Here is a 13,812-nt window from a genome sequence, read left to right as displayed (position 1 = left end):
CGGTATGGTCTCCCAGCCTGAGCCGGTGGTGACCGGGGATGCCGTGATCCTCGATGTGTCGATCGCGCAACTGCCGGTGCGGGCACTGGCCGTACTCATCGACATCGTGGTCGTGTTCGTCGGTTACCTGGTCGGGGTGATGCTGTGGGCGATCACGTTGAGTCAACTCGATGACGCGCTCTCGGCGGCCATCCTGATCATCTTCACGGTGCTCACGATCGTCGGTTATCCGGTCATCATGGAGACCGCGACGCGTGGCCGCTCGCTGGGCAAGATGGCCTTGGGGCTGCGCGTGGTATCCGACGACGGCAGCCCGGAACGCTTCCGGCAGGCCCTGTTTCGGGGTCTGTCCGGGTTCATCGAGATCTGGATGTTCACGGGCGGCCCCGCGGTGATCTGCAGCCTGCTGTCCCCCAAAGGCAAACGCATCGGCGACATCTTCGCGGGCACCGTGGTGATCAGCGAGCGCGGCCCGAAGTTGACCCCACCCCCGGCAATGCCGCCGACGCTGGCGTGGTGGGCCTCGTCGTTGCAGCTGTCCGGTCTGCGCGCCGAGCAAGCCGAGCTCGCGAGGCAGTTCCTGTCCCGGGCCAACCAGCTCGATCCGCGTGTGCGCGACGACATGGCCTATCGAATCCTCGGTGAGGTCGCCGCCCAGATCTCCCCACCACCGCCGCCGGGTGCGCCACCGCAATACGTGCTGGCCGCCGTGCTGGCCGAGCGGCACCGCCGCGAACTGGCCCGGCTGACACCGGCCGGGCCCCCGCCGCATCCCGGCCCGCCGCCCACGTTCGCTCCGGTGCCGCAGCCTCCGATCCAGCCGCCGCCCGCACCACCGGTCCAGCCGCCGCACCCGGCACCGCCGACCAGCGGGTTCACTCCGCCCAGCTGAGATTTGGGACACCACTGTCTCATTTTGGTCAATTCGTGCTATATTTTGACGCATGACCAGCCAGGTATCGATGGAGAGCGGTGTGCGCGAACGCACCCGTAAGGCGATCCTCGATGCCGCGATGACCGTGCTCGCAGACCAGCCCGCGGCGGCGCTGAGCGATATCGCCGCGGCGGCGGGCGTCGGCCGCAGTACCGTGCACCGGTACTTCGCCGAACGCACCGATCTGCTGCGCGCGCTGGCCCGCCACGTGCACGAGCTCAGCAATGCCGAGATCGAGCGTGCCGACCCCACCCACGGACCGGCCGACGCGGCGCTGCGCCGGGTCGTGGAGAGCCAACTCGACCTCGGGCCCATCGTGCTGTTCGTCTACAACGAGCCGACGATCCTGGCCGACCCCGAGTTGGCGGCCTACCTGGACACCGGGGACGAGGCGATCGTCGAGGTGCTCAACCGGGCTTCGACCGAAAGGCCCGAATACCCCCCTGGATGGGCCCGACGAGTGTTCTGGGCGCTGCTGCAGGCCGGCTACGAAGCCGCCAAGCAGGACGGCACCCCACGCCACCAGATCGTCGACGCCATCATGGCCAGCCTGACCACGGGCACCATCCACCTGCCGCGCGCCTGAATCCGCTGATTCGCAAGCGCCACAAAACTTTCCGAACCCAGGAGACCCTTCTCATGTCGACCTGTATCGACGGTGCGCCGTCGACTCCGACCCAAACGCCCAGACGGGCGTGGCTCGCGCTGGCCGTACTCACGTTGCCAGTGCTGCTGATCGCCATCGACAACACCGTGCTGGCGTTCGCGCTGCCCTCCATCGCCGAGGACTTCCGCCCTGCGGCATCCACCCAGTTGTGGATCGTCGACGTCTACTCACTGGTCCTGGCCGCACTGCTGGTCGCGATGGGCGGCCTCGGCGACCGGTTCGGCAGGCGCAGGCTGCTGCTCATCGGCGCCACCGGTTTCGCCGTCGTGTCGGCGCTGGCGGCCTTCGCGCCCAGCGCCGAGTACCTCGTGGCCGCGCGCGCCCTGCTCGGTGTGTTCGGCGCGATGTTGATGCCATCGACGCTGTCACTGATCCGCAACATCTTCACCGAAGCCTCCGCGCGGCGGCTCGCGATCGCGATCTGGGCCTCGTGTTTCACGGCCGGATCCACGCTCGGTCCCATCGTGGGCGGTGCTCTGCTGCAGCATTTCCACTGGGGCTCGGTGTTTCTCGTCGCGGTACCGATCCTGCTGCCGTTGCTCGTCCTCGGGCCCAAGCTCGTCCCGGAATCCCGTGACCCGAATCCGGGCCCGCTGGACCTGACCAGCGTCATGTTGTCGTTCACCGCGATGCTGCCGTTGGTCTGGGCCATCAAGACCGCGGCACACGACGGTCTGTCGATCGCCGCCGCGGCCGCCTTCGCCGCGGGCATCGCGTCGGGCGCGTTGTTCGTGCGGCGCCAGAAGCGCAGCGCGACGCCGATGCTCGACATCGGGCTGTTCTCCTATGCGCCGTTCAGCTCGTCGATCCTCGCGAACTTCCTGTCGATCGTCGGCCTTATCGGGTTCATCTTCTTCATCTCGCAGCACCTGCAGCTGGTGCTCGGCTTGTCTCCGCTGACCGCGGGTCTGGTCACGCTGCCGGGCGCGGTGGTGTCGATGATCGCGGGCCTGGCCGTGGTGAAGGCCGCCAAACGCTTTGCGCCGCAGACACTGATGATCTTCGGCCTGGTGTTCGTCGCGGCCGGGTTCATCTTGATCCTGCTGTTCCGCCACGACCTCTCGGTGGCCGCGATCATCGCGTCGTTCGTGGTGCTCGAGCTCGGTGTCGGCGTATCGCAAACGGTGTCCAACGACACCATCGTGGCGTCCGTGCCGGCGGCGAAAGCCGGTGCGGCGTCCGCGGTCTCGGAGACCGCGTACGAGCTCGGCGCCGTGGTCGGCACGGCCACCCTCGGCACGATCTTCACCGCGTTCTACCGCGCGAAGGTCGAGGTTCCGGCCGGGCTCACGCCCGAGCAGGCCGGTGATGCCGCCGAGAGCATCGGTGGCGCGACGTCGGTCGCCGCGGATCTGCCCGCCGCGACGGCCGCCCAGCTCATGGACTCGGCACGTGCGGCGTTCGATTCGGGTATCGCGCCGACGGCGATCATCGCCGCGACGCTCGTGCTGACGGCCGCGGCGGTCGTCGCGATCACGTTCCGGGGTCAGGGACGGACGTCGGCCCGGTAACCGCTTGGCGTCGTGCCGAACCACCGTCGGCACGACCGGGTCAGCACGCTCTGTTCGGCGTACCCGAGCTGGCGGCAGATGTGGTCGAGGGTCAGCTCCTGGTCCAGCAGCAGTTTCTCGGTGATGTCGCGCCGGGTCTGATCGGCGATCTGCTGGAACGTCGCACCCTCGGCACGCAACCGCCGCTGCAAGGTCTTGGGGTGCAGGCCCATCTGGAGTGCGATGTCGGCCAGCGTGGTCGCGCCGGTCGGCAGCAGCTGACGGATGAGTGTGCGCACCACATACGTCGTTGGATGCGAGCGACCGGCGCGGGTCCTGGCGAGGTAGTCGACGGCCGTTTGGTGGGCCAGGCGGTCGGTGGGCAGTGTGCGCTGCAGGTCGACGGCGCGCAGGGTGAATCCCGCGACCGGCTCGGAAAAGCATGGAACACAACCGAAATAGCCCTGGTACTGCGCCGTGACGGTGAGCGCCGGGTGCGGCAGGTGCACGGCCACCGGCCGGTACCGGCCACCGAGGAAGTGGTGTAAGACGCGCAGGGTGACACCCAGCGATAGCTCGATGGCCTGCGCCTGCGGCGGGGTCGGATCGAGGAGATATTCGAACTCGAACCGGCGCAACGCCGGGTCGGGGTGCGCGGCGATGCGCACGCTGATGGCCGGGCTGTAGGCGGCCATGAACGTGTCGAAGATCGCGAAGGCCTCGGCCACGTTCGCCGCCGTGCGCGCCGCGAGCCCCACCGGACCGAGGATGTCGATGCCCTGGCGCAACGCGAGCTGACGGCCGAAGTCGGGAGTCTCGAGCTCGGCGGCGGTCTCCTCGAGCAGTCGAGCGCCGTTGGCCAGTGAGATGAACCGATCGTGCCTGCCGACATCGCCGAACGGGATGTGAACGCCGGCCAACAATCGCTTGCTGTCACCGCCGAGTTCGGCAACGAGTTGGTGGTAATTCGTCAGTGCAGTCCCACGGATCACCGCCATGTCCCAGACTGTCAATTATCTGTCCCCAAGTGTCAAGACGAGAGTTTGCCGCGTCCTGCAGAGTTGTACGTTCGGTCGCCAGGGATTCGCCAGGGAAAGGAACACAGTTGTCTGACGGTGTAGATGTGGTTGCGCCAGTCCTGCCGGGCGGAGGAGTCTTGCCGTTCGCGCCGATTCCGTCGGCCAGCATCGCGGGCCGGACCCTGCAGGAATCCACCTACGCGCAGCGCGCCACCCCGCGCCGGCTACACGAGGACACGCCCAACATCGTCATCGTCCTGATCGACGATGCCGGGCCGGGGCTGCCGTCGACGTTCGGCGGCGAGGTGACCACCTCGACACTCGACCGGGTGTGCGCGGAAGGCGTGTCCTACAACCGTTTTCACACCACGGCGATGTGTTCGCCGACGCGGGCGTCCCTGCTGACCGGCCGCAACCACCACGAGATCGGCAACGGGCAGATCGCCGAGCTCGCCAACGACTGGGACGGCTACGCGGGCAAGATCCCGCGCAGCAGCGCGACCGTTGCCGAGGTGCTCAAGCAGTACGGTTACGCGACGTCGGCATTCGGCAAATGGCACAACACCCCGGCCGAGGAAACCACCGCGGCGGGCCCGTTCGAGAACTGGCCGACCGGGCTCGGTTTCGAGTACTTCTACGGCTTCCTCGCCGGTGAGGCGTCACAGTACGAGCCTCATCTGGTCCGCAACACCACGGTCGTGGCCCCGCCCAAGACACCGGAAGAGGGCTATCACCTCTCGGAGGATCTCGCCGACGACGCGATCGGCTGGCTGCGCCGCCACAAGGCGTTCAACGCCGACAAGCCGTTCTTCATGTATTGGGCCAGTGGATGCCTGCACGGGCCGCACCACATCATGAAGGAGTGGGCGGACCGCTACACCGGCAAGTTCGACGACGGTTGGGACGCGTACCGGGAACGGGTCTTCGCACGCGCCAAGGAGAAAGGCTGGATTCCCCAGAACTGCGCCCTGACACCGCGCGACGCGGCGATGGCGGCATGGGAGGACATCCCCGATGACGAGAAGCCGTTCCAGCGCCGCCTGATGGAGGTCGCGGCCGGATACGCCGAGCATGTCGACGTCCAGGTCGGCCGGATCGCCGACGAACTCGAGCAACTGGGCTACGCCGAGAACACCTTGTTCTTCTACATCTGGGGCGACAACGGCTCGTCCGGTGAAGGGCAGAACGGGACCATCGCGGAACTGTTGGCGCAGAACGGGATTCCGACGACCGTGCGCCAGCACATCGACGCACTCGACGAGCTCGGCGGCCTGGATGTGCTCGGCTCACCGCTGGTCGACAACCAGTACCACGCCGGCTGGGCATGGGCCGGCAGCACACCGTACAAGGGGATGAAGCTCCTGGCCTCACACCTCGGCGGTACCCGTAACCCCGTCGCGGTGAAATGGCCGAGGAAGATCACGCCGGATCCCGCGCCGCGCGACGTGTTCCTGCACTGCAACGACATCGTCCCGACGATCTACGAGATCCTCGGGATCGAGGCGCCGCGCGTCGTCAACGGCGATCCGCAGATCCCGCTGGCCGGCGCGAGTTTCGCGCGCACCCTGGTCGACCGCTCGGCGCCGGGCGGCAAGAAGACCCAGTACTTCGAGATCATGGGTAGCCGAGCCATTTATCACGACGGATGGGTGGCTTGCGCGCGTGGCCCCCGATTGCCGTGGGTGCCGGGCACACCCCCGGGGATCGCGACGTGGACGCCCGACAACGACACCTGGGAGCTCTACCACCTCGACGAAGATTGGTCGCAGGCAAGCGATCTCGCCGAGCAGGAGCCGGAGAAGCTCATCCAGATGCGCGAGATGTTCGCGATCGAGGCCGCCCGCAACTCCGTGCTCCCCGTCGGCGGCGGGTTGTGGGTGCCCGTCTACCATCCCGAGCTCCGCATCGCTCCGCCGTACAAGGAGTGGGAGTTCACCGGCGACATGGTGCGGATGCCCGAGTTCTGCGCACCCGCACTCGGCAACAAGAACAACACGGTCACCATCACTGCCGACATCCCGGCGAACGCGAACGGGGTGCTGTACGCACTCGGTGCCGCGGCGGGCGGTTTGACGTGCTACTTCGACGAAGGTTATCTCTGCTACGAGTACAACCTGTTCATCCTGTCGCGCACCAAGATCCGCTCCGCGGCCAAGGTGGCGCCGGGTACGGCGACCATCACGGTGCGCACCCAGTACGCCGAGCAGCGCCCGGCCGGACCACTCGACATCACGATGTCGGTGGGCGACGAGACCGTCGCGTCCGGCCAGGTACCGATCAGCGCCCCGCTGCTGTTCACCGCCAACGACTGCCTCGACATCGGCACGTGCCTCGGTTCACCGGTGTCACTGGACTACCGCGAACGCGCGCCGTTCCCGTTCGAGGGGCGTATCCACCGCGTCCGCGTGGCCTACACCTGATCAGCGGTGGGCGAGGCCGGCCAGCATCAGCACCGCACCGATGAATCCGGTGCCGGTGCGGACGTGGTTCCACGCCGTCCAGGCGGTGAAGTAGGACTGCCACTCGGCCGCCGCGTCGGCGATGTCGGCGCGGTCGAGCCGGTTGTTGAGCGGCACGTTGAACACCATCGTGATGACGAAGCCGAGGATGCCGAAGATCGCACCCGCCAGCAGCAGCCAGCTGCCCGGCCTGCCGATCTGAATCAGCGCGACGACCCCGACGGCCAGCGCCAACAGGGCCGATCCGACGAAGAACAGCAGGAACGCCGGGTTGGCGTTGGCCTCGGTGTTGATGCCGCGCATGGCCGTGAACGCGTCGGTCGGTCCGGTTCGGTTGAGGCCGCGCATGACGAAGGTCGAGAACGCGTAGAAGATACCGCCGACGGCGGCGCTCGCCAGAGCGGCGACCGCGGTCAGCACGATGACTGGGCTCGGATTCATGTCTGCAGTCAACTGTCGATGGGCCTGCGACTCCATGGCCCGCCGTCCCGTTTCCATACGCAGCAGTCTTGGCACGATGGGACCATGACGTGCGATTTCGATGCACTCGTCGCCGAGGCCGCAGCGGCTCCCGTCGATGGCTGGGATTTCTCCTGGCTGTCCGGCCGAGCCACCGAGCAACGGCCGTCGTGGGGCTATCAGCGGCTCATGAGTCAGCGCCTGGCGCAGGTTTCGTCGGCCCTCGACATCCAAACCGGCGGAGGTGAGGTCCTCGCCGGGGCAGAGAAGTTTCCGCTCACGATGGCCGCTACCGAGTCCTGGCCGGCCAACGTCGCGCGGGCGACCCGGCTGCTGGGCCCACGCGGCGTCGTGGTCGTCGCGACGCCCGATGACCCGCCGCTGCCCTTCGGCGACGCGGCGTTCGACCTCGTCGTCAGCCGCCATCCCGCCACGGTGTGGTGGGCGGAGATCGCCCGCGTCCTCGCGCCGGGCGGCACCTACTTCGCCCAGCACGTCGGGCCCGCAAGCGTTTTCGAACTGGTGGAGTTCTTCCTCGGGCCACAGGAGCAGGCCCGGATGAAGCGTCATCCCGACGATGAAACGGCGGCCGCGCGCACGGCGGGCCTCGACGTCGTCGACGTGCGATCCGAGCGGCTGCGGATGGAATTCGGTGACATCGGCGCCGTGGTGTACTTCCTGCGCAAGGTGATCTGGACCGTGCCGGATTTCACCGTCGAGGCCTACCGCGACCGTCTCCATGCGCTGCACCGCCGGATCGAGGCAGGCGGGCCGTTCGTCGCGCACTCGTCGCGTCATCTGATCGAGCTACGAAAACCGCGGTGAGCGCTACGCTACCGACGTGGACGCCCTGGCCGGACTGCTGGACGGGGTGCGGGCGCGCGGCGCCTTCGTGCTGCGGTTGCGTATGGATCCGCCGTGGTCGATGCGGATCGCGGACGACGCACCCCTGACCCTGATCTGTCAGACCGCGGGCAGTGCGGTGATCGTCGGCGACACCAGCGGCATCACCCGGTTGGAGCCCGGCGACGTCGCGTTGACGCGCGGCACCGATCACTATGTGTTCGCCGACGATCCGGCGACGCAGCCGACCGTGGTGATCCATCCCGGTCAGCGCTGCACGACGCTGTCCGGTGAGAGCCTGCGCTTCGCGATGTCGCTGGGGGTGCGGACGTGGGGCAACTCGGCTTCCGGTGCGGCGCAGGCCATCGTGTGCGCCTACGAAGGTCGCAGCGCGGTCAGCGCGCGATTGCTCGACGTGCTGCCGCCCGTAGTCGTGGTGCGCTTCACCGAATGGGATTCGCCGCTGGTCGGGTTGCTCGCGGCGGAGGCCGGGCAGGACGGGCCGGGCCAGGAGGTCTATCTCGACCGGATGCTCGACCTGCTGCTCATCGCGGTGCTGCGCTGCTGGTTCGGTCGCGACGGCAACGCCCCGGCGTGGTGGCTGGCCGAGCAGGATCCGATCGTCGGGCCCGCGCTGCGGCTCATCCACCACAATCCCGCCCACCCCTGGACCGTCGCCAATCTCGCGGCGGCCGTTGGATGTTCGCGTGCGGTGTTCGCGAGGCGGTTCACCGAACAGGTCGGTGAACCGCCGATCGCGTTCCTCACCGGGTGGCGGCTCGCGCTGGCCGCCGACCTGTTGCAGACGAGCCGGGCCACGGTCGCGTCCGTGGCCCGGCAGGTCGGCTACTCGACGCCGTTCGCGTTGAGCAGCGCGTTCAAGCGTGCCTATGGCATCAGCCCGAACGAGCACCGCGCACTGGCCGGTTAGGCGCTGATCCAGTTGCCGTGGAAACCGTAGGGAACACGCTGCGGCAGTTTGATTCTCGCGACGGGCTTGCCGCTGAAGTCCGAGGCGTCGAGGATCACCAGATCGCTGCCGTTGCGGGCCGGGTCGTACACGTAGCCGAGATACCAACCGTTGCTCTCGTCGGCCGGGCCGGACCCGGGGACGAACACCGCTTCCCCCGGTCCGCCCGATCCGAGTTCGTGGCGGACCGATTCACCGGTGGTCAGGTCGTAACGCACCCAGGTGTTGTCCCCCACCGCGATCGAGTACCGGGCATTTAGCCCGGCGAGCCGATCGTCGATGCGCGGGAATTCCACGCCGTAGTCGTCGAGCTGGCGCTCGGCGACCGTGCCCGCCGACAGGTCGAGGGTCCACTCCCACATCACCGCGGGCACATCGAAATCACCGTCCTTGCGCCACAGCTCGGGGTACCGAACAGCTTGCAGCACAACCTTGTTGCCGTGCTCGTAGGCGTTGGCGACATGGAACACATAGCACGGGTCGATGTCGAACCAGCGGATCTCGCCGAACGGATCGTCGCGACGCAGCAGCCCCAGCCGGGCACCGTAGGTGTCACTCCAGCGGTAGGGCATGTCGCCCCCGTTGATGGCGATGTCGAGGTCGAACACCACGGGCAGGTCCATGAAGATCACGTGCCCTGGGGTCATCGCGAAGTCGTGCATCATGGTCTGCGCCTTGACATCCACGGGCCGGTTGATGGTGAGTTCGCCGTTCGCGTCGGCCCGGTGATAGGTCACGTACGGCTCGAATATGCTTCCGTAGCCGAAGAAATGAAGTTCGCCGGTGGTCGGGCAGATCTTGGGATGCGCGGTCATCGAGTCGACGAGCTTGCCGCCGAAATCGTAGGCCCCCACGGTCTCCAGATCGTTGGTGACCTCGTAGGGCAGCGAGGATTCCACCAATGCCAGCGTCTTGCCCGCGTGGTTGACCACATGCGTGTTGGCGAGTGAGGACCGCAGGTTGCGCGTGCCGTCGGGGTTGTAGACCGGGAAGTCCTTGATGAAGCTCTCGGTTCGCACCCACCGGTTGCGGTACCACTTCGCCGCACCGTTTTCGATGCGCACGCCGTGGATCATGCCGTCACCGGTGAACCAGTGCGCGCTGGCCTGGCGGGGATTGGGACCGTTGCGCAGGTACCAGCCGTCGAGCTCGGGCGGTATCGCGCCGTCGACGGGCAGGTCGTATTCGGTGAGCTCGTCGGCGACGGGTGCGTAGTTGCCTTTCGTGAAGAAGGCACCTTCGCCGGGCAGTCCGTTGTTGATTTCGGTCTCGGTCATCCGGGTCTCCTGAGGCTGGGCGGGACAGACCCAACCCTGACATTCCACAACTGACATGTCAAGAGTGGAAGCTAAGATGCCCGCATGAGTTTGCGCATGGCGGCCCTCGGCCTGCTCGTCCAGCACCCAGGCAGTGGGTATGACCTGCTCAAGAGGTTCGAAAAATCCATGGCCAACGTGTGGCCGGCGACGCAGAGCCAGCTCTACGGCGAGCTCAACAAGCTCGCCGCAGCCGGGCTCATCGAGGTTTCCGACATCGGGCCGCGCGGCCGCAAGGAGTATCGGGCCACCCCCGCGGGCCGCGCCGAACTGCTGCGCTGGATCGCCAACCCGCAAGACGATCCGCCCGAGCGCAGCGCCGAATTGTTACGGGTCTTCCTACTCGGAGAGCTACCGGTCGACGAAGCGCGCAGCCACCTCGCGGCCCTGGCCGACTACTCCGACCGCGAGGTCGAACGCCTGAAGGCGCTGGAAGCCTCGGTCGACTGGACCAATGCCGACGACTTCTTCGGGCATGCCGCGCTGGAGTACGGCCTGCGCATGAACGCCATGCAAGCCGAGTGGGCCCGCTGGGTGGTGGCCGAGCTGAAGAAGCGCCGAATCTGACTTCATCGTTGCATCGCGATAGTTTTCGATATATCGTCAACGTATCGGAAGCGCAGCCCGTGCTTCCTCCGACAGTGAGGACTCGCCATATGAGCACTCCATTCACCCCACAACCAGGCGGTTTCGGTTTCGGCTTCGGCCCGGGTTTCGGGCCGGGCGATCGCCGGGCCATGCATCACCAGCGCCGCGCAGCGCGGCGTGAGATGCGCGATCAGATGCGCGCGCACTTGCACGAAGCCCGCGAACAAGCCCTCGACCCGCGCTGCGAGACCGGCTTCGGCGGCCCGGGCTTCGGTCCCGGGCGCGGCTTCGAGTTCGGATTCGATCCGCGCGGCGGCTTCGGCTTCGGATTCGGCGGCCCGCGCGGCGGACGTCGCGGTGGCCGCGGCGGTCGCGGTCGGCGCGGGGATGTCCGTGCCGCCATCCTGACGCTGCTCGCCGAGCGGCCGATGCACGGCTACGAGATGACTCAGGAAATCGCCGCACGCAGCAACAACCTGTGGAAGCCGAGCCCCGGCTCGGTCTACCCGACGCTGCAGCTGCTGGTCGACGAGGGACTGATCGTCCCCGCCGAAAGTGAAGGCAGCAAGAAGACGTTCGAGCTCACCGACGAGGGCCGTGCGGCCGCCGAGAAGATCGCGACCGCGCCCTGGGACGAGATCGTGGAGGACGCCGACCCCAACGCCGTCAACCTGCACGGCGCGGTCGCTCAGCTGATGGGCGCGGTGGCCCAGTCCACCCACACCGCCAACGAGGATCAGCAGCAGCGCATCCTCGACGCCGTCAACAACGCGCGCCGCGAGATCTACCAGATCCTCGGCGAGCAGTGAGCTGCCCGTAGGCTGCCCACGTGGACAGCCTCGTCACAACCGTCGTGCCGGCGCTCGTCGCGGTCCTCACCGCGGCGGGCGCCGTCATCGGAATCCAGTTCCGCGATGTCGATGCCTACGAACGCAGGCGCGGCGTCTGGCAGTGGTTGCTGGTGCTGCTCGCAACGGTGGCCACGATGGGCGCGACCAGCTCCGCGTCCGGTGTCGGGCAGCTGATCGAGGCCGGCGTGATGGCGGTGCTCGCGGTGGCTGCGATCGTCCTCGCCCACGTGATGTGGCGGCGGCGCGTCCCCGATCCCGAACCTCGCACCTTGGCCATCGCGACGGCCGCCGCAATCTCCGCGGTAGTGGTCGTCCTCGGCTCGACTGCGTTCGCCTACATCTCGAACAAGAGCTGCCGTCAGGTCGAACCGCTCGTCGGGCTGAGCCACCAAGCCTTCATCCTGCCGGTCTTCGACGCGAGCAAGGGCCCGACTCCCGGCGATTTCGGGGACTGGGCCAAGGCCGTCCGTGACCAGGCGGAGCAGGTCAGCCCCGGCGAAGTCGCCGACCAGGCCGGTAAATTGGCCGACCTGGCCGACCAGATCGCCGACACGGCCCGTAACAACGACAAGGCCAAGCACGCGATGCTCGGCACTCAGTACTACGAGGAACTCAAGCCCATCCTCGCCAAGTGCCACATTCAGATGTGATTTGTGCACATCCACCGGCGCTGACCGCCTGTCGATGTGCACAAATCACTCGATGTCGACCCAATCAAGCGTGCGGCCAACGGCTTTCTGCCAGCCGGCGTAACCCGTCGACCGCTGTTCGTCGCTCCAGTTCGGCGTCCAGCGCTGGCCTTCCTGCCAGTTGGCCCGCAGATCGTCAGGGTTCTCCCAGAAGCCGACGGCCAGGCCGGCCGCATAGGCCGCGCCCAGCGCGGTCGTCTCGGCGACGACGGGTTTGACCACATCCACGCCGAGCACGTCGGCCTGAATCTGCATACACAGCGAGTTGGCCGTGATCCCGCCGTCGACCTTCAAAACCTCAAGGTGCACACCGGAATCGGCTTCCATGGCATCGACGACGTCGCGGCTCTGGTAGCAGATCGCCTCCAGCGTCGCGCGGGCCAGGTGCGCGTTGGTGTTGTACCGCGACAGCCCGACGATCGCGCCGCGGGCATCCGAACGCCAGTACGGCGCGAACAGCCCGGAGAACGCAGGCACGAAATACACCCCGCCGTTGTCGGAAACCTGACGGGCCAGTGCCTCACTCTGCGCGGCTCCGCTGATGATGCCGAGCTGGTCGCGCAGCCACTGCACGGCAGACCCCGTCACCGCGATCGAACCCTCAAGGGCGTAAACGGGTTTCGCGTCCCCGAACTGGTAGCACACCGTCGTGAGGAGTCCGTTGTCCGAACGCACGATCTTCTCGCCGGTGTTGAGCAGCAGGAAATTGCCGGTGCCATAGGTGTTCTTGGCCTCACCCGCGTCCAGGCACACCTGACCGACCATCGCGGCCTGCTGATCGCCGAGGATGCCCGTCAACGGCACCTGCCCGGCCAACGGGCCGTCATCGCGCGTGATCCCGAACGAGGCCGGATACGACGAGGGCTTGATCTCGGGAAGCATCTGGCGCGGAATCCCGAAGAACGACAACAGCTCGTCGTCCCAGTCGAGCGTCTCCAGGTCCATCAGCATCGTGCGGCTGGCGTTGGTGACGTCGGTGACGTGCACGCCGCCGCGATATCCGCCGGTGAGGTTCCACGTCAACCAGGAGTCGGTGGTGCCGAAGATCGCGTCACCGTTCTCGGCATCGCGGCGGACACCGTCGACGTTGTCGACAATCCACTGGATCTTTCCGCCCGAGAAGTACGTTGCGGGCGGCAGGCCGGCCTTGCGCCGGATGACGTCGCCGCGGCCGTCGCGATCGAGTGCTGCCGCGATCCGGTCGGTGCGCGTGTCCTGCCATACGATGGCGTTGTGATAGGGCCTGCCGGTGTGCTTGTTCCACACCAGCGCGGTCTCCCGCTGATTGGTGATGCCGAGGGCGGCCAGATCCGACGCGGACAGATTGGTCCGGTTGAGCGCGGTCATGATGACCGACGCCGTCCGTTCCCAGATCTCGACGGGATTGTGTTCCACCCATCCGGCCCTCGGCAGGATCTGCTCGTGTTCGAGCTGGTGACGGCCCACCTCGGCACCGTCGTGATCGAAGATCATGCATCGGGTGCTGGTGGTGCCCTGGTCGATCGCTGCGACAAAATCGGCCACTGT

The 13,812-nt window shown here is 67.2% G+C and carries 13 protein-coding genes; 9 read left to right on the top strand and 4 right to left on the bottom strand.

Annotation, left to right across the window (positions count from 1 at the left end; genetic code table 11):
• The first annotated feature begins 4 nt into the window (after window positions 1–4).
• From AWC31_RS04670 to lfrA, 3 genes are read left to right on the top strand one after another with little or no spacing between them, the layout of a single operon-like run.
• Window positions 5–892, top strand: a complete 888-nt coding sequence (locus AWC31_RS04670; RefSeq protein ID WP_085143134.1) for an RDD family protein — start codon at window positions 5–7, stop codon at window positions 890–892.
• Window positions 893–944: 52 nt separating this feature from the next.
• Window positions 945–1,520, top strand: coding sequence for a TetR/AcrR family transcriptional regulator (locus AWC31_RS04665; protein WP_067850137.1), 576 nt, complete (start codon window positions 945–947; stop codon window positions 1,518–1,520).
• A 53-nt stretch (window positions 1,521–1,573) separates the two neighbouring features.
• Window positions 1,574–3,112: an efflux MFS transporter LfrA gene (gene lfrA / locus AWC31_RS04660; RefSeq protein WP_067850135.1), complete on the top strand. Its 1,539-nt coding sequence runs from the start codon at window positions 1,574–1,576 to the stop codon at window positions 3,110–3,112.
• Here lfrA and AWC31_RS04655 read toward each other — a convergent pair.
• Window positions 3,088–4,089 carry an AraC family transcriptional regulator gene (locus AWC31_RS04655; protein WP_085143133.1) on the bottom strand — a complete coding sequence of 334 codons (1,002 nt, stop codon included), beginning with the start codon at window positions 4,087–4,089 and terminating at the stop codon, window positions 3,088–3,090. The two genes, lfrA and AWC31_RS04655, sit on opposite strands and share 25 nt — an antisense overlap.
• Before the next feature lie 125 nt (window positions 4,090–4,214).
• On the opposite strand from AWC31_RS04655, the gene AWC31_RS04650 reads away from it, so the two are divergent.
• Window positions 4,215–6,530, top strand: coding sequence for an arylsulfatase (locus AWC31_RS04650; protein ID WP_234816727.1), 2,316 nt, complete (start codon window positions 4,215–4,217; stop codon window positions 6,528–6,530).
• Here AWC31_RS04650 and AWC31_RS04645 read toward each other — a convergent pair whose 3' ends face one another.
• Window positions 6,531–7,010: an anthrone oxygenase family protein gene (locus tag AWC31_RS04645; RefSeq protein ID WP_085143129.1), complete on the bottom strand. Its 480-nt coding sequence runs from the start codon at window positions 7,008–7,010 to the stop codon at window positions 6,531–6,533.
• A gap of 84 nt (window positions 7,011–7,094) precedes the next feature.
• On the opposite strand from AWC31_RS04645, the gene AWC31_RS04640 reads away from it, so the two are divergent.
• Complete coding sequence (locus AWC31_RS04640) at window positions 7,095–7,853, top strand: class I SAM-dependent methyltransferase (RefSeq protein ID WP_085143127.1); 759 nt, start codon at window positions 7,095–7,097, stop codon at window positions 7,851–7,853.
• Between the two features lie 16 nt (window positions 7,854–7,869).
• Complete coding sequence (locus AWC31_RS04635; protein ID WP_085143125.1) at window positions 7,870–8,802, top strand: AraC family transcriptional regulator; 933 nt, start codon at window positions 7,870–7,872, stop codon at window positions 8,800–8,802.
• On the opposite strand, the gene AWC31_RS04630 is transcribed toward AWC31_RS04635, so the two are convergent.
• On the bottom strand, window positions 8,799–10,118 hold the full coding sequence (locus tag AWC31_RS04630) for a carotenoid oxygenase family protein (protein ID WP_085143123.1): 1,320 nt from the start codon (window positions 10,116–10,118) through the stop codon (window positions 8,799–8,801). The genes AWC31_RS04635 and AWC31_RS04630 overlap by 4 nt on opposite strands.
• A gap of 84 nt (window positions 10,119–10,202) precedes the next feature.
• Here AWC31_RS04630 and AWC31_RS04625 point away from each other — a divergent pair, with 84 nt between their 5' ends.
• The 3 genes from AWC31_RS04625 to AWC31_RS04615 all read left to right on the top strand — a co-directional run bounded on the left by AWC31_RS04625 (window position 10,203) and on the right by AWC31_RS04615 (window position 12,246).
• The gene (locus tag AWC31_RS04625; RefSeq protein WP_067850122.1) at window positions 10,203–10,724 is read left to right on the top strand and encodes a PadR family transcriptional regulator; all 522 of its coding nucleotides are present in this window, start codon (window positions 10,203–10,205) and stop codon (window positions 10,722–10,724) included.
• 89 nt (window positions 10,725–10,813) lie between these two features.
• Entirely contained in the window at window positions 10,814–11,554 is a 741-nt protein-coding gene (locus tag AWC31_RS04620) for a PadR family transcriptional regulator (RefSeq protein ID WP_085143121.1), read from the top strand.
• Between the two features lie 20 nt (window positions 11,555–11,574).
• Window positions 11,575–12,246 (top strand): hypothetical protein, encoded by a 672-nt coding sequence (locus AWC31_RS04615; RefSeq protein WP_085143119.1) that lies wholly within the window; start codon window positions 11,575–11,577, stop codon window positions 12,244–12,246.
• A 45-nt stretch (window positions 12,247–12,291) separates the two neighbouring features.
• Here AWC31_RS04615 and glpK read toward each other — a convergent pair whose 3' ends face one another.
• A complete protein-coding gene (glpK, locus tag AWC31_RS04610; protein ID WP_085143117.1) occupies window positions 12,292–13,809 on the bottom strand; it encodes a glycerol kinase GlpK in 1,518 nt (505 codons plus the stop codon).
• Between the last annotated feature and the right edge of the window lie 3 nt (window positions 13,810–13,812).

Source organism: Mycolicibacterium wolinskyi (genome assembly GCF_002101965.1).
GTDB classification, from domain to species: Bacteria; Actinomycetota; Actinomycetes; order Mycobacteriales; family Mycobacteriaceae; genus Mycobacterium; species Mycobacterium wolinskyi.
Note: the sequence above shows the minus strand (reverse complement) of the source record. Positions and strands in the feature narration are given on the sequence as shown.

Excerpts from the sequence above, each read along its gene's own strand:
- AWC31_RS04640 (WP_085143127.1), top strand. The coding sequence starts at position 7,095 with ATGACGTGCGATTTCGATGCACTCGTCGCCGAGGCCGCAGCGGCTCCC.
- AWC31_RS04625 (WP_067850122.1), top strand. The coding sequence starts at position 10,203 with ATGAGTTTGCGCATGGCGGCCCTCGGCCTGCTCGTCCAGCACCCAGGC.
- AWC31_RS04655 (WP_085143133.1), bottom strand. The coding sequence starts at position 4,089 with ATGGCGGTGATCCGTGGGACTGCACTGACGAATTACCACCAACTCGTT.
- AWC31_RS04630 (WP_085143123.1), bottom strand. The coding sequence starts at position 10,118 with ATGACCGAGACCGAAATCAACAACGGACTGCCCGGCGAAGGTGCCTTC.
- lfrA (WP_067850135.1), top strand. The coding sequence starts at position 1,574 with ATGTCGACCTGTATCGACGGTGCGCCGTCGACTCCGACCCAAACGCCC.
- AWC31_RS04670 (WP_085143134.1), top strand. The coding sequence starts at position 5 with ATGGTCTCCCAGCCTGAGCCGGTGGTGACCGGGGATGCCGTGATCCTC.
- AWC31_RS04645 (WP_085143129.1), bottom strand. The coding sequence starts at position 7,010 with ATGAATCCGAGCCCAGTCATCGTGCTGACCGCGGTCGCCGCTCTGGCG.
- AWC31_RS04620 (WP_085143121.1), top strand. The coding sequence starts at position 10,814 with ATGAGCACTCCATTCACCCCACAACCAGGCGGTTTCGGTTTCGGCTTC.
- AWC31_RS04665 (WP_067850137.1), top strand. The coding sequence starts at position 945 with ATGACCAGCCAGGTATCGATGGAGAGCGGTGTGCGCGAACGCACCCGT.